The following is a 20,051-nucleotide window of genomic DNA, read 5'->3' on the forward strand; positions in this document are numbered from 1 at the left end:
ACACTCAGCAGGCTTTCCTCCGGGCGCTTTCCCTTTCGGTGTCTCCGACTCTACCAGATCCTTTCGGACCCGATTCCCGGCCGGAACGGGATGCCAATGCGGCCTCGCGGCCCTCGGCTTTCACTACGATAACCGATTTCCCGGGCGCCCCAGAACGGAGCACACAGGGGCGGCGCCCACATTTCGGCATGCGAAATGAAGCCCCGCCAGGGGAAGATCGAAAGGTAGTGGTTGGCCGCTTCCGGCTGCTGGCTTACGCCGTACCCGGTTCAAGCGGCTCGGGCTACCTTACGGATCTCCCCACCCGGAGTCAAGTCCGGCGCTTGCGCGGCGCATGGGCGCGATAGGGGCTGACCGTGGGGTCGTCGGCGATCCAGAAGCGCCAGGGATGGACGGCCCCCTCCCCCGCGACGCCCGTCCGCGGCCCGTTGCGCACCCGCGCGGGTGGCGCGGAGTCACCGGCCAGCAGGCAGAGCGGGTCGCCGGGATCGCCGCAGAGATCGGTGCCGTTGAGCGCGCGGTCCACGTCGAGCGCGGTGGCGAGGCGCGCGGGGCCCTTCGCCAACTCCCGGTCGTTACGGGCCGCGAGGCGGCGGCTCCTGGCCAGGTCCGCGCCCTCCACGACCTCCCCCGCGCGCAGCAGCACCCCGCTCGCCCTGCCCTCGGGACCGCAGACGACGTTGAGGCAGAACCACATGCCGTAGGTGAAGTAGACGTACGCGTGTCCCGGCGGGCCGAACATCACGTCGTTGCGGGGGGTGCGGCCGCGGTACGCGTGGGAGCCGGGGTCGATCTCGCCCGCGTACGCCTCGACTTCGGTGAGGCGGAGTTCGATCGGGCCCCCGGGGGTGTTCCGTACCAGGGTGTGGCCGAGCAGGTCGGGGGCGACTTCGAGGACGGGCCTGTCGAAGAAGTCCCGTCCCAGGGGCGTACGGTCGGGTGCCTCGATCATGGTGCCCGAGCGTACTACCGGCGGGCGCGGTGCCCGGCGGGCCAGGGGCGGACGGGGCGGGCGTGCGGGTCCCCGGCCCCGGCGGAACGTGTCCGTATCGCAATCGGAAGTGTTCCCGCGGTGGAACCAGCCGTCGCGCGTTCGCGTTGAGAGGGTTCGAGTCGCATCACAAGGGTTCGCACCACGGGCGTACGCCTGGGGAGGAGAGACATGGGGTTCAAGAAGCTGCTGGCGAGCATGGGGGCCGGCGGGGCGTCGATCGAGACGGTGCTGAACGACGTCAATGTCGTACCGGGCGGGGTGGTCCAGGGCGAGGTGCGCATCGAGGGCGGCTCGGTCGACCAGGAGATCCAGGGCCTCACCGTCGGGCTCCAGGCCAGGGTGGAGGTGGAGACCAACGACGGCGAGTACAAGCGGAACATGGAGTTCGGCAAGGTGCGGCTCGGCGGTGCCTTCTCGCTCCAGGAGCGTGCCGTGCACGTGGTGCCCTTCGGCCTGGAGATCCCCTGGGAGACGCCGGTCACCGCGTTCGGGGGCCGCGAGGTGCACGGGATGCACATCGGGGTGACCACGGAGCTTGAGATCGCACGCGCGGTGGACTCGGGCGACCTGGACCCGGTGACGGTGCACCCGATGCCGGCCCAGCAGGCGATCCTCGACGCGTTCGGGCAGCTCGGTTTCCACTTCAAGAGCGCCGACATGGAGCAGGGGCACATCAGGGGCACCCGGCAGCGGCTGCCGTTCTACCAGGAGATCGAGTTCCACCCGCCGCAGCAGTACCGCGGTCTCAACCAGGTGGAGCTGAGCTTTGTCGCGGACGACCGCGAGATGGACGTCGTCCTGGAGATGGACAAGAAGCCTGGCCTGTTCAGCGAGGGCAGCGACACCTACCGGTCGTTCCAGGTGGGGCTGCACGACTTCCACGCCACCGACTGGGCGGGTTACCTCAACCACTGGATCTCCGAGGTCGGTAGCCGTCGCAACTGGTTCTAGGTCCTAGGCTCGTCGGCGAAGAGTCGCGCCCGGTGGTCTCCCCCTCCGGGCGCGCAGTGAGCTGGAACCACCAGGAGGTGCCGTTGTGACCGAGCCCATCAGGCCGCCGCTTCCCCATGACTTCCTTCCCGAGGTGCCGTCCTTCACGGTGACGAGCGACGACGTCACGGCGGGGGCGGTGCTGAAGGACGCCCAGGTCTACGCGGCCGGGAACACCTCGCCACACCTGCGGTGGGCAGGTTTCCCCGCGGAGACCAAGAGCTTCGCGGTGACCTGCTTCGACCCGGACGCGCCGACCGGCAGCGGATTCTGGCACTGGGTGCTCTTCGACCTGCCGGTGTCGGTGACCGAGCTGCCGGCGGGCGCGGGCACCGGGGCGTTCGAGGGGCTGCCCGCGGGCGCGGTGCAGGCCAGGAACGACTACGGGACCAGGGACTTCGGCGGGGCCGCGCCCCCGGCGGGCGACCCCGCGCACCGCTATGTGTTCACGGTGTACGCGGTGGACCAGGAGAAGCTGGGCCCCGGGGCGGACGCCACCCCGGCGTTCGTCGGGTTCAACCTGCGGTTCCACACGCTGGCGCGCGGCCACCTCATCGGCGAGTACACGGCGCCCGCCGGAGGCTGAGCGCGTCGCCCCGTCCGGTGTCCGTGAGGGCGCCGACAGCGCGGCGTTCACCAGGAGTTCGCCCGTCCTCGACCTTGCGTGGGTCGGGGGCGGGCATCTTTTTATTGCGTTGTCCATCCCGGCGTACCCGGCCAGAGTTGATCCCAGCCCGCCAGGGAGGTGGGCGGGGCGCACACGGGAGGTGGGCAGGATGCGGGAGACGCTGGTCCTCAACGCGAGTTTCGAGCCGCTGTCGACGGTGACGATGAACCGCGCCATCGTGCTGGTGCTCCAGAACAAGGCCGTCGTCGAGCAGGCGCACCCCGCGCTGCGGGTGCGCGGCGCGCTGGTGGACCTCCCGGTGCCCCGGGTGATCAGGCTGTGCCGCTACGTACGGGTGCCGTTTCGAAGACGTGCGCCGTGGTCGAGGCGGGGTGTGCTGGTGCGTGACCAGCACAGGTGCGCGTACTGCGGCAGGCGGGCGACCACGGTGGACCATGTGGTGCCGCGTTCGCAGGGCGGCGCCGACTCCTGGCTGAACACGGTGGCGTCGTGCTCGCAGGACAACCACCGCAAGGCCGATCGGACCCCGGAGCAGGCGGGGATGCCGCTGCTGCGCGGGCCGTTCGAGCCGACGCCCGCGGACGCGATGCTGCTGGCCCTCGCGCAGGGCGAGCGGGAGGCGCTGCCCGGGTGGCTGACGGCCGCCGCGGCGGCCTGAGCCAACGGCCGCTTTGGCGGCCCGAGCCCCGTGCCGCGGCCTTGCGGGCGAGTGAGCCAGGCGGCCGCGGTGCGGACGGGGGGGCGACGGGCCCGGGGGCGTGTGCTCCCGGGCCCGTGGTGTGTCGCGGGGCGGCGTGTGTCAGTCGATGCGCGGGCGCTCGCGGCGCTGTTCGCCGACGGTCTTGGTGGTGCCGGCGCCGGCGGGCGCGGCAGGGGCGCCACCCGTGGGGGCGCCGGGTGTCGTGGGGCCGAAGTTGCCGATGGCGCCGGAGAGGCCCTTGAGGGCGTCGCCGATCTCGCTGGGCACGATCCAGAGCTTGTTGGCGTCGCCCTCGGCGATCTTCGGGAGCATCTGGAGGTACTGGTAGGAGAGCAGCTTCTGGTCGGGGTCGCCCGCGTGGATGGACTCGAAGACGGTGCGGATGGCCTGGGCCTCGCCCTCGGCGCGCAGGGCCGCGGCGCGTGCCTCGCCCTCGGCGCGCAGGATGGCGGACTGCTTCTCGCCCTCGGCGCGCAGGATCTCGGACTGCCTGACGCCCTCGGCCTGGAGGATCGCGGCGCGCTTGTCACGGTCGGCGCGCATCTGCTTCTCCATCGAGTCCTGGATGGAGGTGGGCGGCTCGATGGCCTTCAGCTCGACGCGGTTGACGCGGATGCCCCACTTGCCCGTGGCCTCGTCGAGGACACCGCGCAGGGCGGCGTTGATCTCCTCGCGTGAGGTGAGGGTGCGCTCCAGGTCCATGCCGCCGATGATGTTGCGCAGGGTGGTGACGGTGAGCTGCTCGATGGCCTGGATGTAGCTGGCGACCTCGTAGGTGGCGGCCCTGGCGTCGGTGACTTGGTAGTAGATGACCGTGTCGATGTTCACCACCAGGTTGTCCTGGGTGATCACCGGCTGCGGGGGGAACGGCACGACCTGCTCGCGCAGGTCGATGCGGTTGCGGATGGAGTCGATGAACGGGACCACGATGTTCAGCCCGGCGTTGAGCGTCCGGGTGTAGCGGCCGAAGCGTTCGACGATGGCGGCGCTCGCCTGCGGAATGACCTGGATGGTCTTGATCAGCGCGATGAAGACCAGCACCACCAGAATGATCAGGACGATGATGATCGGTGCCATCGTGGCTTCCCGTACCCTTCTTGCCTCGGTGTTCCAGAAGATCCCGTGTTCCGGACCCTGCTGAGGTTGTTGTAGATCTTGTTCGTCGAGTGTGTCAGACACCCGGGCGTGTCGTGCTGCTTCCGGCAAGTTGACAAGGGTCCGGCCGGGGCGAGTTGGGCGTACGGGGGCGCGTGGGCGGGTGGCGTGCCGGGGCGGTGGTCACAGGACGATGGCCGTGGCGCCGTCGATGTCGACGACGTCCACCTGGGCCCCGGCCTCGTAGCTCTGGGAGGCATCGAGGGAGCGGGCGGACCAGATCTCCCCCGCGAGCTTGATGCGGCCGCCCTCCTGGTCGACGCGCTCCACCACGACGGCCTGTTTGCCCTTGAGGGCGTCGATGCCGGTGGCGAGTCCCGGGCGTGCCGTGCTGTGCCTGTTGGCGATGGGGCGTACGACGGCGACGAGGGCCACGGAGACGATCACGAAGACCACGACCTGGAGGACGATCCCGCCGCCGAGCGCGGCCGTGACGGCGGCGGCGACCGCGCCGACGGCGAACATCCCGAACTCGGGCATGGCGGTCACCACGAGCGGGATTCCGAGTGCGACGGCGCCGACCAGCCACCAGACCCATGCGTCAATGTCCACGTGTTCATGGTAGGCGCGGGGTCGCCGACGGGACAGACCCTCTGTCAAGTGCGGGAAGGCGCGCGGGAGGTGGACGGAGGCGCGCCCGGGCGTCCGGGGGCGCGCGGGCGGGTCACGTCATGGGGAGGCCCTGCGCGGTCCAGCGGTCGCCGCGCTGCTCGACGAGGAGGGGGAGGCCGAAGCAGAGGGAGAGGTTGCGGGAGGTGAGTTCGAGTTCGAGGGGGCCCGCGGCGAGCACCTTGCCCTGGCGGATCATGAGGACGTGGGTGAACCCGGGGGCGATCTCCTCGACATGGTGGGTGACCATGATCATGGAGGGGGCGATGGGGTCGCGGGCGAGCCGTCCGAGGCGGCGCACCAGGTCCTCGCGGCCGCCGAGGTCGAGCCCCGCGGCGGGCTCGTCCAGGAGGAGAAGTTCCGGGTCGGTCATGAGGGCGCGGGCGATGAGGGTGCGCTTGCGCTCGCCCTCGGAGAGGGTGCCGAAGCGGCGGTCGAGGTAGTCGTTCATGCCGAGGCGGTCGAGGAAGGCGCGGGCGCGCTGCTCGTCGATGTCCTCGTAGGTCTCCTGCCAGCCCGCGGTCATGCCGTAGGCGGCGGTGAGGACGGTCTGGAGCACGGTCTGCCGCTTGGGCAGCTTCTCCGACATGGCGACCCCGGCGACGCCGATCCTGGGGCGCAGTTCGAAGACGTCGACTCTGCCGAGCTGTTCGCCGAGGATGCTGACGGTGCCCGTGCTGGGGAAGAGGTAGCTGGAGGCGATGTTGAGCAGGGTGGTCTTCCCGGCTCCGTTGGGTCCGAGGATGACCCAGCGCTCCCCCTCCTTGACCGACCAGGAGACCTGGTCCACCAGAGCCCGGCCGTCGCGGACCAGGGATACGTCCACCAGCTCCAGTACATCGCTCATGAGCGCGTTGTCTCCCAAATTGCAGTGTCGATGCGGTGTCGGCTGTCGCAGCGCCTTGTGAGGGCCGCCCCCGTACAAAACCTACGCCACCGTTCACACGGTCCTTCCCATCGGCCGGTCCTTGGCCGGGGGCGGGGCCGGATCGGGCGGTGGGTGTCCTGGGGGCGGCCGGGTGCTTCTAGGCTGGTGCGCATGCTCTCGGAACCACGTTCAGGACGGTTGGCGGCTTGGGGGAACGCCCTGCTGGCCGGTTCGGTCTCGCCCGACGACGCGGTGTCGGCCGTGGTCGGCGAGGAGGCGGCGCACCGGGTGGCGGGGCTGCCGGACGAGCCGCGTCCCGTGGGGCTCTCGCTGGCGCTCGGGCGGCTGCGGGCGCTGGGGGTGACGGGCCTCAGGGTGGCGCTGCCGGTGCCCGGGCACCCGCTGGGGCTCAGCGGTCCGCCGGAGTTCAACGCGCGCGCCCTGGACGCGGGGGAGGCGGTGGTGTGCCAGGGTGCGGCGCTCGGCCTTGTGCCCGAGGTGCACGAGGCGGGACCCGCGGGGGACGTGCACGTCGAGGTGGTGTGGCACTGTCTGCCGGTGCGGGAGGCGCCGCCCGCGGACGTGCCGTCGCTCGGGGAGGCGGAGCGTGAGCTTGCGCAGGCGCTGCGGGACGCCACGGAGCTGCTGGCGCGGCTCGACGTGGCGGCGTCGGGTCCCGCGGCCGAGGCGGCCATCGACGCCTACCGGGCGCGGGCGCACGGGGAGGGCGAGCCGCTCGCCCCGGGGTATCCGCCGCGCGCGGTACGGGTGTTGGAGCTGGCGCGGCGGGTGGGGCTCGTGGTGGCGGTGGCGTACGAGAGCGGGGAGGGCGGTGCGGTGAGCGCGTCGGAGATGGCGGCGCGAGCGGAGGCGCTGCGCCCGGTGGAGCGTACGGCGAGGCGGGCCCAGGTGGCGGCGTACAACGCGTATGTGGAGGAGCGGGACCGCAGGCTGCGCTGACCGGGCCGGTGCGGCCGGGGGTGTGCGCCGGGGGTCCCGGGCCGTCCTGGGTGGCTGGCGGGGGCGCCGGGGTCAGTCGGCGACGCCGTGGCGTACGGCCCAGAGGGCGGCCTGGGTGCGGTCGGCGAGGTCGAGCTTCATCAGGATGTTCGACACATGGGTCTTCACGGTCTTCTCGGAGAGGACCAGAGTGCGGGCGATCTCCCGGTTGGAGCGGCCGACGGCGATGAGGCCGAGCACCTCGCGCTCCCGCTCGGTCAGGGAACCCGCGCGGCCCCCGCCGCCCGAGGCGTCCTGGGAGAGGAGGGCCCCGGCGATCTCGGGCTGGAGCAGGACGTGTCCCGCGTGCACGGCGCGGATGGCCCCGGCGAGCGCGTCGGGGTCGACGTCCTTGTACACGTAGCCGGCGGCGCCCGCGCGCAGGGCGGGGATCACGGTGCGCTGCTCGGTGAAGCTGGTGACGATGAGCACACGCGCGGGGTTGCCGTGCTCGCGCAGGACGCGCAGCGCCTCGACGCCGTCCATGCCGGGCATCTTCACGTCCATGAGGACCACGTCGGGCCGCAGCTCCTCGGCCCTGGCGACGCCCTCGGCGCCGTCGGCGGCCTCCCCGACGACCTCGATGTCGTCCTGGACCTCAAGGAAGGTGCGCAGGCCCCTGCGGACCACCTGGTGGTCGTCGACCAGCAGCACGCGGACGGCGGGGCCGCGGCGGCGGGCCGCGCGGCCCTGTGCGGGGGTGTCCTCAGCCACCGGGGACCTCCATCTCGACCGTGGTGCCCTTGCCGGGCTCGGATGTGACGGTGAGCACGCCGCCGACGCCGCTCGCCCGGTCCCGCATGGAGACGAGGCCGAGGTGGCGGCCCGCGCGGCGCACCGCGCGCGGGTCGAAGCCGCGGCCGTCGTCCGTGACGCGCAGCACCGCGCCCCGGCCGCGGCGGCCGAGGTGGACGTCGACGTGTGCGGCGCCCGCGTGCCGCAGGGCGTTGTGCAGGGCCTCCTGGGCGACGCGGAGCACGGCCTCCTCCTGGGCGGCGGGCAGCGCCCGTACGCCGCACGAGGCGTAGGTCACATGCGCGGCGTGGGCGCGGTCGAGGACGTGGATCTGGGTGCGCAGGGTGGCGCTGAGGCCGTCCTCGTCGAGGGCGGCGGGGCGCAGCTCGACGACGGCGGCGCGCAGCTCGTCGCCCGCCTCGGCGGCGAGCCTGGCGACCTCCTGTAGCTCCCCCTTGGCGCGTGCCGGGTCGCGGTCCACGAGGGCGGCGGCGGCCTGGGCGGTCAGGCGCAGCGAGAACAGCTTCTGGTTGACGGCGTCGTGCAGCTCGTGGGCGAGGCGTGAGCGCTCCTCCGCGATGGTCAGCTCGCGGCTGCGCTCGTAGAGGCGGGCGTTGGTGAGGGCGATGGCGGCGTGCTGGGCGAGGATGCCGAGCAGCTCCTGGTCGCCCTCGGTGAAGCCGCAGCCGCCGTCGGTGCGGGGGCAGCGCTTGTTGGCGAGGAAGAGGGCGCCGATGGTCTCCTCGCCGTCCCTGATGGGCAGGCCGAGGAAGTCGGACAGCTCGGGGTGGGCCGCGGGCCAGCCCTCGAAGCGCGGGTCCTCGCGTACGTCGGCGAGGCGCTGGGGGTGCTGCTCGTGGAGCATCGCGGCGAGGATGCCGTGCTGCCGCGGCAGCGGGCCGATGGCCTTCCACTGGGCGTCGCTGACGCCGTCGACGACGAACTGGGCGAAGCCGCCGTGGTCGTCGGGGACGCCGAGGGCGGCGTACTCGGCGTCGAGCAGCTCACGGGCGGAGGCGACGATCGTCTTGAGGACGTCGCGCACCTCCATCTGGCGGCTCATGGCGAGCAGCGCGGAGCTGACCGCGTACAGGCCGGAGCGGGGGCCGTGACTCATGTCCCTCACGGTACCGGCGGGGTGTGACCGTGCGTATCGGCCGGTGGGCGGCCGTCGTCTCGGGCGCTCGGCGTAGGGCGAAGGGCCCCGGCGGGCCCCGCCTCGCGCACGAGGCAGGGCGGCACGCGGCGTTCCTACGGTGGCAGCGCCGACGGGGAGCGGGTCCCCGGGGCCGAGCAGGAAGGGGACGACATCATGCCGGTCGCTGTGGTCACGGGGGCGTCGAAGGGGCTCGGCAGGGCGCTGGCGGTGGCGCTGGCGCGGCGGGGCTGGGACCTGGTGCTGGACGCGCGCGGGGCGGCCGCGCTCGGGGCGGCGGCGCGGTCGCTGTCGGGCGGCGGGCGGGTGGTGCCGGTGGCGGGTGACGTCACGGACGGGGCGCACCGCGCGGACCTCGTGGCGGCCGCGCGCGGGCTCGGGGGCCTCGACCTGCTGGTGCACAACGCGAGCGCGCTGGGGGCGCGGCCGCTCGTGGCGCTCGGCGAGCTGCCGCCCGAGGGGCTGCGGGACGCGCTGGAGACGAACGTGGTGGCGCCGCTCGCGCTGACGCAGGAGGCGCTGGGACTGCTGCGGGCGTCGGGCGCGGGCGCGGTGGTGTGTGTCAGCTCGGACGCGGCCGTGGAGGCGTACGGCACCTGGGGCGGCTACGGGGCGTCGAAGGCGGCGCTCGACCATCTGGCGGCGGTGCTGGGGGTGGAGGAGCCGGGGCTTCGGGTGTGGGCGGTGGACCCGGGCGACCTGCGCACCGAGCTGTACCGGGCGGCGGTGCCCGACGATCCGGACTTCGGGGAGCGCCCGCTGCCGGAGGAGGTCGTGCCCGGTTTCCTGCGGCTGCTGGACGAGCGGCCGCCCAGCGGCAGGTACACGGCGCCCTCGCTGGCCGTGGGGGTGCGGTCGTGAACGTGGTGGAGCGGGTGCCCGAGGAGCTGTCGGCGCGGGTCCCGGCGGAGCTGCGGGGCGCGGGGCTCGGCAGGGACGCGGTGCGGCTGCTGGTGTCGCGGGGGCCCGAGGGGGCGGAGGTGGGGCATCACGCGTTCGGGGAGCTGCCGGGGCTGCTGCGGGCGGGTGACGTGCTGGTCGTGAACACCTCCCCCACGCTTCCTGCCGCGGTGGACGGCGAGGCGGGCGGTGCGCGTGTGGTGGTGCACTTCTCCACCCGGGGCGACGACGGGCGCTGGGCGGTGGAGCTGCGGGAGCCCGACGGCTCGGGCGCCACACACGCGCGTGCGGGCGGCCCCGCGGGCGCGCAGGTCAAGCTGCCGGGCGGGGCGGGCCTCGTGCTCGAAGAGCCGCTGGCGGCCGGGGGCGGGCGGCTGTGGTGGTCGCGGGTGTCGGTGGCGGACGTGCCGGGGCTGCTCGGCCGGTACGGCAGGCCCATCCGGTACGCCTACACGCTGCGTGACCAGCCGCTCGCGGCGTACCAGACGGTGTTCGCGCTGCCGCGGCGCGACGGCTCGGGCAGCGCGGAGATGCCGAGCGCGGCGCGGCCCTTCACGGCGGCGCTGGTGACGGAGCTGGTGAGCCGGGGGGTGGGGTTCGCGCCGGTGCGCCTCGACACCGGGGTGGCGTCCGCCGAGGCGCACGAGCCGCCGTACCCGGAGCGCTTCCGGGTGCCCCGGGCGTCGGCGCGGCTGCTGAACGCCGCGCGGGCCGCAGGGGGGCGGGTGGTCGCGGTGGGGACGACGGCGGTGCGCGCCGTGGAGTCCGCGGTGGACGGCGCCGGGGCGGTGCGGGCGGCGGGCGGCTGGACGGACCTGGTGGTGACGCCGGAGCGCGGGGTACGGGCGGTGGACGGGCTGCTGACCGGGCTGCACGAGCCCGGGGCGTCGCATCTGCTGATGCTGGAGGCCGTGGCGGGGCGGGCCGCGGTGGAGCGCGGATACCGGGAGGCGCTGGCGCACCGCTATCTGTGGCATGAGTTCGGCGATGTGCATCTGCTGCTGCCCGAGGGGGCCCGGGAGAAGGCGCGGAGGCGCTGACCCAGGGCATTGCACCGGCGACAACGCGTGAGAATAAAGACCGTGTCATGTGAGCCCGCGCATAGGGCCCACATCACGTACGAACATTCCTAGTGGTGCTTTCTGCCCACTTTGAGCGGGTAAAACGGCGTGGCTCTTTGTACTCGTGCGCCCCGGTCACCACTATCTGCTTTCGTACGTCACACCTTTGCCACAGAATTTTGCGGCCGCTAAGAATGGCTGCCGTCGCTCGACGTCGCGGACTTACCCGCGGCGTTTGTGCCGGAAACATCTGTCCCTGCCGGACGAGCGATCTCCCCCATTCGAAGAGGTCCAGAAAGCTATGTTCAAGCGCACTGCTCTGCCCAAACGCCCGGCCATTCTCGACAAGCGCCCCAGTCTTCCCGAACGCCCCGCCTTCCTACGACGCGATACGAAGCCTGGCAGCAGCATCACGCTGACCAGGACCCACAAGGTGACGGTCGCCGGTGTCGCGACCCTCGGTGCCGCCGCGCTCGCCGTGTCCCTCGCCCCGCACGACGCGGAGGGCTCCGCCCACGCGGACGCCAAGGCGCCGGTGTCGTGGTCCGCCCAGGGCGGCCACGAGATCAAGGACGCGCACGCGAGCGTGACCAACCAGCTCGCGGGCGCCGACCAGGACGCGACCTCGCAGATAAAGGTCGAGCGTGACGCGGTCGCGAAGGCGGCGGCCGAGAAGGCCGAGGACAAGAAGGAGGCCGCCGTCAAGGAGGCCGCCCAGGTCCGCGCCGCCGCGGTCGCGAAGGCCGAGAAGGAGAAGGCCGCCCAGGCCCACCAGGCCAAGGAGGCCGCGAGCCGCGCCGCCGAGCGCAAGCCGGTCTACGCGAACAACCTGAACGGATGGATCAAGGAATCCCTGTCCATCATGAAGAAGCACGGCATCCCGGGCACGTACAACGGCCTATACCGCAACATCCTCCGGGAGTCGAGCGGTAACCCGCAGGCCATCAACAACTGGGATGTCAATGCCCGTATGGGCATTCCGTCCAAGGGCCTGCTCCAGGTGATCCCGCCCACGTTCAAGACGTACCACGTGTCCGGGACCTCCTGGAACATCTACGACCCGGTCGCCAACATCACCGCCGCGGCGAACTACGCCGCCGACCGTTACGGCTCGATGGACAACGTGAACAGCGCGTACTGAGAGTTCCTGACGGCCTCGCCACTGGGGCTCCTCGGGACCTCTGAGTCCCAGCGACGTGAAAAGGGCGGCACCCCCCGGGTGCCGCCCTTCGTCGCCCTTCCGCGCCCTTCCTCGCCCTACTCGGCGGAATTTCCCGGTTCTCGTACGGGGCCCGCTCTACCGGCCTTTCCGGGCCCCGCGTCGGCCATGGGGGTGCGGGCTGCGCGGTTTTCGCCGCGTGTCACTTGCGCATCACCTCGGGCTCGTGGCGGCGCAGCAGCCGGGCCACGGCGAAGCCGCAGATGACGCCGATGAGCACGAGGATGCCGATGTTCGTCACCCACTGGGCCGCGGTGGGGTCCCACAGCGGGTCCACGTCGCCGGGGTTCTTCGGGTCCCAGGGCGGCATCACCGTCTGTAGTTGCAGCGTGCCGGCCGCCGCCGCGATCGCCCAGCGCGACGGCATCAGATAGGCGATCTGCTCGACGCCGATCGAGCCGTAGATCTGGAAGAGGACACCGGTGAACACGACCTGCACGATGGCGAACATCACCAGCAGCGGCATGGTCTTCTCCGCGGTCTTCACCAGGGAGGAGATCACCAGGCCGAACATCATCGAGGTGAAGCCGAGGGCGATGATCACCAGGCACAGCTCGACGGACGGCATGCTCGACAGCACCACGCCCTCGTCGGGCATCTCGCGGCTGGAGAAGCCGATGCCGCAGATGATGACGCCCTGGAACGCGGTGGTCACACCGAGGACGATCACCTTGGACATCAGATAGGCGGAGCGCGAAAGGCCGGTCGCGCGTTCCCGCTCGTAGATGACCCGTTCCTTGATCAGTTCTCGTACGGAGTTGGCGGCGCCCGCGAAGCACATGCCGACCGCGAGGATCAGCATGATCGTGCCCGCGTTGCTGTTGAACTTCCCGTGCGGCGGCGGTTTGAGCCCGAAGTCCGTCGGGATGACCACGCTCACGATGCCGAGGACCGCCGGCAGGATCACCATCAGGGCGATGAACCCGCGGTCGGAGGCGATGACGGACACATACCGTCTGACCAGGGTCAGCAGTTGGGCGCCCCAGGGCTGCGGTTTGGGCGGCTTGACCGCCTGCGGCGGCGGCATCTGCACCGACTGCGCGGCGACGGAGTCGATGTCCGCGGCGTACATCTGGTAGTGCTGCGAGCCCTTCCAGCGGCCCGCCCAGTCGTAGTCGCGGTACTCCTCGAAGGCGGAGAACACGTCGGCCCAGGTCTGGTAGCCGAAGAAGTTCAGCGCCTCCTCGGGCGGCCCGAAGTAGGCCACGGAGCCGCCGGGCGCCATCACGAGGAGCTTGTCGCAGATCGCCAGCTCGGCCACCGAGTGGGTGACGACGAGGACGGTGCGCCCGTCGTCCGCGAGGCCGCGCAGCAACTGCATCACGTCGCGGTCCATGCCCGGGTCGAGGCCCGAGGTGGGCTCGTCCAGGAAGATCAGCGACGGCTTGGTCAGCAGCTCAAGGGCGACCGACACGCGCTTGCGCTGGCCGCCGGAGAGCGAGGTGACCTTCTTCTCCTTGTGGATGTCCAGCTTCAGCTCGCGCAGCACCTCGTCGATACGGGCCGCGCGCTCCTGCTCCGTGGTGTCGGCGGGAAAGCGCAGCTTGGCCGCGTACTTCAGCGCCTTACGCACCGACAGCTCCTTGTGGAGGATGTCGTCCTGCGGCACGAGGCCGATGCGCTGGCGCAGCTCGGCGAACTGCTTGTAGAGGTTCCTGTTGTCGTACAGGACGTCGCCCTGGTTGGCCGGGCGGTAGCCGGTGAGCGCCTTCAGCAGGGTGGACTTGCCGGAGCCCGAGGGGCCGATGACGGCGATGAGGGACTTCTCCGGGACGCCGAACGAGACGTCCTTGAGGATCTGCTTGCCGCCGTCGACGGTGACCGTCAGATGGCGCGCGGAGAAGGAGACCTCGCCGGTGTCGACGAACTCCTCCAGCCGGTCGCCGACGAGCCGGAACGTGGAGTGGCCGACGCCGACGATGTCGTTGGGCCCGATGAGGACGCGGCCCGACTTCGGGATCGGCTGGCCGTTGACGTACGTGCCGTTGTGCGAGCCGAGGTCGTGGATCTCGAAGCGGCCGTCGGGCGTCGCGTGGAACTCGGCGTGGTTGCGGGAGACCTGGAGGTCGGAGACCACGAGGTCGTTCTCCAGCGCACGGCCGATGCGCATCACCCGGCCGAGCGAGAGTTGGTGGAACGTGGTCGGGCTGCGGTCGCCGTAGACCGGGGGCGCCGCACCCGCGCCGCCGCCGGGGCCCTGCTGCTGCGGCGGCTGCTGCGGGAACTGGCCGCCGCCCTGCGGGCCGCCCCAGCCGCCCTGCGAGGGCCCGGGCTGCGGGGGGACCTGCTGAACCGGCTGCTGCTGCGGCTGCTGGGGCATCTGCTGCGGCGGCGCCTGCTGCGCCCAGCCGGCCGCGCCCTGCTGCGGGGCGTACGGCTGCTGCTGCGGCGGCGCCTGCTGGGCCTGCTGCTGCGCGGGGGGCGCCGACATCGCGGCGGCCGCGGGCGCGCCGTGCACGTTGAGCCGCGGACCGTCGGTCGCGTTGCCCAGGTGCACCACGGCCCCCGGGCCGATCTCCACCTGCTGGACCCGCTGTCCCTGGGCGAAGGTGCCGTTGGTGCTGCCGTGGTCCTCGATGACCCAGCCGCGCCCGTTCCAGCTCACCGTGGCGTGCCGCCACGAGACGCGGGCGTCGTCGAGCGCGATGTCACCCTGCGGGTCCCGCCCGATGGTGTATGGCCTGGACGGATCGAGGGTCCAGGTCCTTCCGTTCAATTCCAGTACGAGTTCCGGCACTCCACGCCCCACTGATTTGTCCCCCGGTTTACCCCCGTCATGGGGAGTCCCCCCGTCATGGGGAGTCTAGGGATGTCGAACAACGTGGGGAACTATTTCAGGCCCACCCGCCTGACCGAAAGTCGGGCCTTGTGAAAAGTGCGTACGAGGTACTCACCAGTGTCCACAGGGGCGTCGCAGCCTTGTGTTTCCCCTGCGGTACAACTGCCCTTGGGGTATGGTGCGCGGCCCCCCGCGCCGTGCGCGGCCCCCACGTGCCACCGCGCCGTGCGCCCCCGCGTGTCACGGCCGCGCCGCCCGGCCACGTCCACCCGCGTCCCTCCGCGTCCCTCCCCGAGTCCACCCGGATCGCCGCCCCTGACCTGCCCGTACGCGCCCGCCTTTGGACCGGCCCCGGCCGCGCGCGTGGCGTCCGGTACGCGGACGGGCGCGGCACCGCGTGCCCCCGCCCGGCTACGGTGGGGGCACCATGAACGCTTCGCATACCCCCGGTGCGACGGACGACGTTCCGACGTTGCTGGTCAAGATCTTCGGCAAGGACCGGCCCGGTATCACCGCCGGTCTCTTCGACACCCTGGCCGCGTACTCCCTCGACGTCGTCGACATCGAACAGGTGGTGACCCGCGGCCGCATCGTGCTGTGCGCGCTCGTCACCCAGCCGCCCGGCGGCGTCGAGGGCGATGTGCGGGCGACCGTGCACGGCTGGGCCGAGTCCATGAAGCTACAGGCGGAGATCCTCTCCGGCACCGGCGACAACCAGCCGCGCGGTGTGGGCCGTTCCCATGTGACGGTCCTCGGGCACCCGCTGACCTCGCGGTCCACGGCGGGCATCGCCGCGAGCATCACCGAGGCCGGTGGCAACATCGACCGCATCTTCCGGCTCGCCAAGTACCCGGTGACTGCGGTCGAGTTCGCCGTGTCCGGGGTGCCCACGGAACCGCTGCGCAGCGCGCTCGCGGTGGAGGCGGCGTCCTGGGGGGTGGACGTGGCGGTGGTGGCCTCGGGGCTCCAGCGCAGGGCGCGCCGGCTGGTGGTGATGGACGTGGACTCCACCCTCATCCAGGACGAGGTCATAGAGCTGTTCGCCGCCCACGCCGGGTGCGAGGACAAGGTCGCGGAGATCACGGCGGCGGCGATGCGCGGCGAGCTGGACTTCGAGCAGTCGCTGCACGCCAGGGTGGCGCTGCTCGCGGGGCTCGACGCGTCGGTGGTGGAGCGGGTGCGCGAGCAGGTGCGGCTGACGCCCGGGGCGCGCACGCTGATCAGGACGCTGCGGCTGCTCGGCTACCAGGTCGGGGTGGTCTCGGGGGGCTTCACCCAGGTCACCGACGACCTCAAGGAACGTCTCGGGCTGGACTTCGCGCAGGCCAACACGTTGGAGATCGAGGGCGGGCGGCTCACCGGGCGGGTGACGGGCGAGATCGTGGACCGGGCGGGCAAGGCGCGGCTGCTGCGCCGGTTCGCCGCGGAGGCGAACGTGCCGCTGTCGGGGACGGTGGCGATCGGGGACGGCGCCAACGACCTGGACATGCTGAACGCGGCCGGTCTCGGGGTCGCCTTCAATGCCAAGCAGGTGGTGCGGGAGGCGGCGCACACGGCGGTGAACGTGCCGTTCCTCGACACCGTGCTCTATCTGCTCGGGATCACCAGGGAAGAGGTCGAGACCGCGCGGACCGACGAGGACTGAGCCCGCCCGGGGCCCGGCCTCCGGGGGGGGGCACGCTGTGGCGGGGCCCCGGAGGCGGTCCCCCACCCGCTCAGGGTGCCCAGTACTCGTCCAGCGTGGCGGTGCCGGGCTCCAGGGTCTTCCAGGGGCCGGAGTGGGTGAGCACCGCGAAGGCGGCGGTGGGGAAGCCGCGGTCGGTCATCCGGGTCCTGGCGTCGCCCTCCGCACGGCCCGCGAGGATGTCGACGACGCCGTGGACGCCGGGGTTGTGGCCGATCAGGATGACGTCGCGGGTGTCGTCGGGGGTCTCGTTGAGGAGGGCGATCAGCTCGCCGGGGGACGCCTCGTAGATCCGCTCCTCGTAGACCGTCCTCGGCCGGTGCGGCAGCTCGTGGACGGCGAGCTTCCAGGTCTCCCTCGTGCGGCTCGCGGTGGAGCAGAGGGCCAGGTCGAAGGCGATGCCGGTGTCGGCGAGCCGCCTTCCCACGAGCGGGGCGTCCTGGCGGCCACGGTCGGCGAGGGGGCGCTCGTGGTCGGACACCTGGGGCCAGTCGGCCTTGGCGTGCCGGAGAAGGACGATCTTGCGCTGTTCTGCGACGCTCATGCATTCCAGCTTCGCATGAAACCCGGGGCCCGGCGCAGGGACTTGGTACGGCGGCCCCGGTGGGGCGCGCACTGCGGGGGGGCCGGGGGCCGGGGTCAGAACAGGGGCAGGGCGTCAAGCAGGCGGCTCATGAGGTGCGCCGCCGTGGTGTCCCCCGCGGCCTGGGCCTCGGCCGGGTTGAGTATCACCAGCAGGAGGGTCACGAACGCGAGGACCGGAAGCGCGACGCCCCACCAGGGCAGTCGGGCATCGGCGCCGCCCGTGGTCGCCGGTACGGGCCGGGTCTGGGTGCTGGCCGACATGAACGCCTCCGTGGTTCCCCTCGGTCTGTGGGGCCGCCCCTCGCGGCCCCGACCATGAATCTACGGAAAGCGCGCCCCCCAACCCATCCGGCACGCCACCCACTTGACCCTGACCCTGGCCCCCTAGGGGACGGGGGGCCAGCACCACCCCCGGGGTGGTGTGGGCCGCACCGGGGCCGCCCGGTCCGTGGCGGCGGGGGCGACCGGGGCTCAGGGGGAGACGACGGTGGCGATGACGCCGATGACGACGGTGATGGCGAGCATGATGCCGAGCACCATCAGCAGCTTGCGCTGGCCGTTCTGCGGCTGGGGTTCGAGGACTGGCATGCGCCAAGTCTCCCACCGGCCCCCGGGGTGACCGGCGCCGGGGTGCGGGGGCCTCGGGTTCGGGGGCGCCTGGGTAGGGGGTCTGGCGGTGCGGGGCCCCGGGGGCGGCTGCGTACACGCGCGCGGCCGTCGGGCGCCTCCCGCGCGTGTCAGCCGGCGGGGGCGCGCACCGCCTCCAGCTCGTCCTCCACGGTGCGGCCCCGGCCCGCGAGGACGCCGAAGCCGATCTGGGGCACCATGAGCGCCCCCATCAGCAGGATCGGCAGCGTCCAGCCGCCGCTCTGCTGGTACAGCACGCCCACGAGCAGCGGCCCCGGGATCGAGATCAGATAGCCGGTGCTCTGCGCGAAGGCGGAGAGGCGCACGACGCCCGCGGCCGACCTGGCGCGCATGCCGACCATGGTGAGCGCGAGCGGGAAGGCGCAGCCCGAGATGCCGAGCAGTACCGCCCAGGCCCAGGCGCCGGAGTGCGGCGCGAGGTACAGCCCGGTGTACCCGGCCAGGCCGCAGACGCCGAGGAGCACCACGATGGGGCCCTGGTGCGGCAGCCGGGTGGCGACCCGGGGGATCACGAAGGCGAGCGGCACGCCCATTGCCATGATCACGGCGAGCAGCACGCCCGCGGTCCCCGCCGGGACACCCGCGTCCCGGAAGATCTGCGGCACCCAGCCCATCGTGATGTACGCGCCCGTGGACTGGAGCCCGAAGAAGACCGCCAGGGCCCATGCGGTACGGCTCCTGGCCATCCGTGGAGCGGACGCGGCGGCCCCGGAAGCGACCCCAGCGGCCTCAGCGGCCTCAGCGGCCTCTGTGGACCCAGTAGCCCCCGCGACCCCCGTGGCCCCGGCTGCCCCCGCCGTCCGGGCGGGCGCGCGCCGCTCGGCGGCGTTCTGCGGGGCGCGCCGCAGCAGCACCGGCACCCAGGGCACCACCGCCGCGGCGGCGAGCACCGCCCAGACGCCGAGGCCGGGCTTCCAGCCGCCGCCGAGGGCATGGGTCATGGGCACGGTGACCGCGGCGGCGGCCGAGGTGCCGACGGCGAGGGCCATGGAGTAGAGCCCGGTCATGCTGCCGACCCGGTCGGGGAACCAGCGCTTGACGATCACCGGCATCAGCACGTTGCTGACCGCGATGCCCATGAGCGCGACGGCGCTCGCGGCGAGGAAGAGCGCGGTGCCGCCGGAGAACGGCCGCAGCGCCAGGCCCACCCCGATGGCGACCATGCCGAGGCAGACCACGGTGGCGGGGCCGAGGCGGCGCGCCAGCCGGGGGGCCGCGCTGCCGAAGACGGCGAAGCAGAGCGGTGGCATGGAGGTGAGCAGCCCCGCCACGGTGCCGTTCATCCCGAGGTCGTCCCTGACGTCTTCGAGGAGGGCGCCGAGGCTGGTGATCCCGGGGCGCAGGTTGAGCGCGGCGAGCACGATGCCGGCCGTCACGAGACGCGGCAGCCACGTGCCCGCCGCGCGGGCCGCGCCCGGGGCCTCGGTGCCGGTGTCGGTACCGGCGGGGGCGGGTGTCGCCGTGCGTATGTCCTCGGAAGCCATGCGGACCATCATAGAATCATGGGATGATTTGCTGGCCACTCGAACGGCGGTACGCGTCATGCCTCTGAGTCATCCGCGCCGCTCCGCGCTGTCCGAGCAGGTCATCGCCGCGCTACGGGCCCAGATCGCCTCGGGCGAGTGGCCGGTCGGCTCCCGTATCCCGACCGAGCCCGAGCTGGTCGAGCAGCTCGGTGTGGCCCGCAACACGGTCCGCGAGGCGGTGCGCGCGCTGGCGCACAACGGGCTGCTCGACATCCGGCAGGGCTCCGGCACCTATGTGGTGGCGGCGAGCGAGCTTGCCGGGGTGATGCAGCGCAGGTTCGCGGGGACCGATCCGCTGCACGTCGCGGAGATGCGCGCGGCGCTGGAGTCGAGCGCGGCGCGGCTGGCGGCCGAGCGCCGCACGGAGCGCGAGCTGCGGCAGTTGGACGCGCTGCTGACGCGCAGGGAGCGGGCGTGGGAGTCGGGCGACACGGAGGCGTTCGTGACCGCGGACGCGTCGCTGCACATGGCGGTGGTCGCCGCCGCCCACAACGAGGTGATGACGGCGGTCTACGCGGACCTGCTCGAAGTGCTGCGGTCGGCGCTGCGCGAGGACATGGGCGGGCGGCTGCGCGAGGAGAGGTACCTCGACCACACAGGACTCGTCGACGCGATCCGCGCCGGGGACGCGGAGACCGCCGCGGCGGAGGCCGCCCGCTACCCCTTCTCCTGCCGCCCCGGCAGCGGCATGCCGCCGACCCCGGCCGCGTACTGAACGGCCCGCGTCGGCGCCCGGCGTGTCCGGCGCCGGTGGGTCACGGGCGGCGCCCCGCCGACCGTGGTGGCCGTCGGGGCGCCGTGGTGCGGAAGGCCGG

General features: G+C 72.6%; 20 protein-coding genes. 9 read left to right on the forward strand and 11 right to left on the reverse strand.

Features of this window, described 5'->3' with window-relative positions:
* Window positions 1-310: 310 nt before the first annotated feature.
* Complete coding sequence (locus tag ACIBIW_RS35670; protein ID WP_399342523.1) at window positions 311-952, reverse strand: DNA-3-methyladenine glycosylase; 642 nt, start codon at window positions 950-952, stop codon at window positions 311-313.
* A 210-nt stretch (window positions 953-1,162) separates the two neighbouring features.
* Between ACIBIW_RS35670 and ACIBIW_RS35675 the strand changes: the two genes are divergently transcribed.
* The 3 genes from ACIBIW_RS35675 (at window position 1,163) to ACIBIW_RS35685 (ending at window position 3,270) form a co-directional block, all read left to right on the forward strand.
* Window positions 1,163-1,945 carry a sporulation protein gene (locus ACIBIW_RS35675; protein WP_399342525.1) on the forward strand — a complete coding sequence of 261 codons (783 nt, stop codon included), beginning with the start codon at window positions 1,163-1,165 and terminating at the stop codon, window positions 1,943-1,945.
* Window positions 1,946-2,030: 85 nt separating this feature from the next.
* A complete protein-coding gene (locus ACIBIW_RS35680; protein ID WP_399342527.1) occupies window positions 2,031-2,570 on the forward strand; it encodes a YbhB/YbcL family Raf kinase inhibitor-like protein in 540 nt (179 codons plus the stop codon).
* A gap of 190 nt (window positions 2,571-2,760) precedes the next feature.
* Entirely contained in the window at window positions 2,761-3,270 is a 510-nt protein-coding gene (locus ACIBIW_RS35685; protein WP_399342528.1) for an HNH endonuclease, read from the forward strand.
* Between the two features lie 141 nt (window positions 3,271-3,411).
* Here the strand turns inward: ACIBIW_RS35685 and ACIBIW_RS35690 are convergent, their stop codons facing one another.
* The 3 genes from ACIBIW_RS35690 to ACIBIW_RS35700 form a co-directional block, all read right to left on the reverse strand.
* On the reverse strand, window positions 3,412-4,389 hold the full coding sequence (locus tag ACIBIW_RS35690; RefSeq protein WP_399342529.1) for an SPFH domain-containing protein: 978 nt from the start codon (window positions 4,387-4,389) through the stop codon (window positions 3,412-3,414).
* 201 nt (window positions 4,390-4,590) lie between these two features.
* Complete coding sequence (locus tag ACIBIW_RS35695; protein ID WP_399342531.1) at window positions 4,591-5,019, reverse strand: NfeD family protein; 429 nt, start codon at window positions 5,017-5,019, stop codon at window positions 4,591-4,593.
* 112 nt (window positions 5,020-5,131) lie between these two features.
* Window positions 5,132-5,923, reverse strand: coding sequence for an ABC transporter ATP-binding protein (locus ACIBIW_RS35700; RefSeq protein ID WP_399342533.1), 792 nt, complete (start codon window positions 5,921-5,923; stop codon window positions 5,132-5,134).
* Window positions 5,924-6,115: 192 nt separating this feature from the next.
* Between ACIBIW_RS35700 and ACIBIW_RS35705 the strand changes: the two genes are divergently transcribed.
* Window positions 6,116-6,904, forward strand: a complete 789-nt coding sequence (locus ACIBIW_RS35705; RefSeq protein WP_399342535.1) for a hypothetical protein — start codon at window positions 6,116-6,118, stop codon at window positions 6,902-6,904.
* A 72-nt stretch (window positions 6,905-6,976) separates the two neighbouring features.
* Here the strand turns inward: ACIBIW_RS35705 and ACIBIW_RS35710 are convergent, their stop codons facing one another.
* A complete protein-coding gene (locus tag ACIBIW_RS35710) occupies window positions 6,977-7,657 on the reverse strand; it encodes a response regulator (protein WP_399342538.1) in 681 nt (226 codons plus the stop codon).
* Window positions 7,650-8,795 carry a GAF domain-containing sensor histidine kinase gene (locus tag ACIBIW_RS35715; protein WP_399342540.1) on the reverse strand — a complete coding sequence of 382 codons (1,146 nt, stop codon included), beginning with the start codon at window positions 8,793-8,795 and terminating at the stop codon, window positions 7,650-7,652. The genes ACIBIW_RS35710 and ACIBIW_RS35715 overlap by 8 nt, the downstream gene beginning before the upstream one ends.
* 195 nt (window positions 8,796-8,990) lie before the next feature.
* Here ACIBIW_RS35715 and ACIBIW_RS35720 point away from each other — a divergent pair, with 195 nt between their 5' ends.
* From ACIBIW_RS35720 to ACIBIW_RS35730, 3 genes are all read left to right on the forward strand, one after another.
* Window positions 8,991-9,695 (forward strand): SDR family NAD(P)-dependent oxidoreductase, encoded by a 705-nt coding sequence (locus tag ACIBIW_RS35720; RefSeq protein WP_399342541.1) that lies wholly within the window; start codon window positions 8,991-8,993, stop codon window positions 9,693-9,695.
* Window positions 9,692-10,774 carry an S-adenosylmethionine:tRNA ribosyltransferase-isomerase gene (locus ACIBIW_RS35725; protein WP_399342543.1) on the forward strand — a complete coding sequence of 361 codons (1,083 nt, stop codon included), beginning with the start codon at window positions 9,692-9,694 and terminating at the stop codon, window positions 10,772-10,774. The genes ACIBIW_RS35720 and ACIBIW_RS35725 overlap by 4 nt, the downstream gene beginning before the upstream one ends.
* Before the next feature lie 322 nt (window positions 10,775-11,096).
* Window positions 11,097-11,936, forward strand: coding sequence for a transglycosylase SLT domain-containing protein (locus ACIBIW_RS35730; protein ID WP_399342545.1), 840 nt, complete (start codon window positions 11,097-11,099; stop codon window positions 11,934-11,936).
* Between the two features lie 220 nt (window positions 11,937-12,156).
* On the opposite strand, the gene ACIBIW_RS35735 is transcribed toward ACIBIW_RS35730, so the two are convergent.
* Window positions 12,157-14,751 (reverse strand): FHA domain-containing protein, encoded by a 2,595-nt coding sequence (locus ACIBIW_RS35735; RefSeq protein ID WP_399342548.1) that lies wholly within the window; start codon window positions 14,749-14,751, stop codon window positions 12,157-12,159.
* Window positions 14,752-15,220: 469 nt separating this feature from the next.
* Here ACIBIW_RS35735 and serB point away from each other — a divergent pair, with 469 nt between their 5' ends.
* Complete coding sequence (serB, locus tag ACIBIW_RS35740) at window positions 15,221-16,438, forward strand: phosphoserine phosphatase SerB (RefSeq protein WP_399342550.1); 1,218 nt, start codon at window positions 15,221-15,223, stop codon at window positions 16,436-16,438.
* A 70-nt stretch (window positions 16,439-16,508) separates the two neighbouring features.
* Here the strand turns inward: serB and ACIBIW_RS35745 are convergent, their stop codons facing one another.
* From ACIBIW_RS35745 to ACIBIW_RS35760, 4 genes are all read right to left on the reverse strand, one after another.
* Window positions 16,509-17,021 (reverse strand): SixA phosphatase family protein, encoded by a 513-nt coding sequence (locus ACIBIW_RS35745; protein WP_399342553.1) that lies wholly within the window; start codon window positions 17,019-17,021, stop codon window positions 16,509-16,511.
* A 95-nt stretch (window positions 17,022-17,116) separates the two neighbouring features.
* Window positions 17,117-17,323: a hypothetical protein gene (locus ACIBIW_RS35750; protein WP_399342555.1), complete on the reverse strand. Its 207-nt coding sequence runs from the start codon at window positions 17,321-17,323 to the stop codon at window positions 17,117-17,119.
* Window positions 17,324-17,533: 210 nt separating this feature from the next.
* Entirely contained in the window at window positions 17,534-17,650 is a 117-nt protein-coding gene (locus ACIBIW_RS35755) for an SGM_5486 family transporter-associated protein (protein WP_399342557.1), read from the reverse strand.
* Window positions 17,651-17,799: 149 nt separating this feature from the next.
* On the reverse strand, window positions 17,800-19,194 hold the full coding sequence (locus ACIBIW_RS35760) for a CynX/NimT family MFS transporter (RefSeq protein WP_399342559.1): 1,395 nt from the start codon (window positions 19,192-19,194) through the stop codon (window positions 17,800-17,802).
* 58 nt (window positions 19,195-19,252) lie between these two features.
* Between ACIBIW_RS35760 and ACIBIW_RS35765 the strand changes: the two genes are divergently transcribed.
* The gene (locus ACIBIW_RS35765; RefSeq protein ID WP_399342560.1) at window positions 19,253-19,951 is read left to right on the forward strand and encodes a FadR/GntR family transcriptional regulator; all 699 of its coding nucleotides are present in this window, start codon (window positions 19,253-19,255) and stop codon (window positions 19,949-19,951) included.
* The last annotated feature ends 100 nt before the right edge of the window (window positions 19,952-20,051 follow it).

Source organism: Streptomyces sp. NPDC050560 (genome assembly GCF_044457285.1).
Lineage (GTDB): Bacteria > Actinomycetota > Actinomycetes > Streptomycetales > Streptomycetaceae > Streptomyces.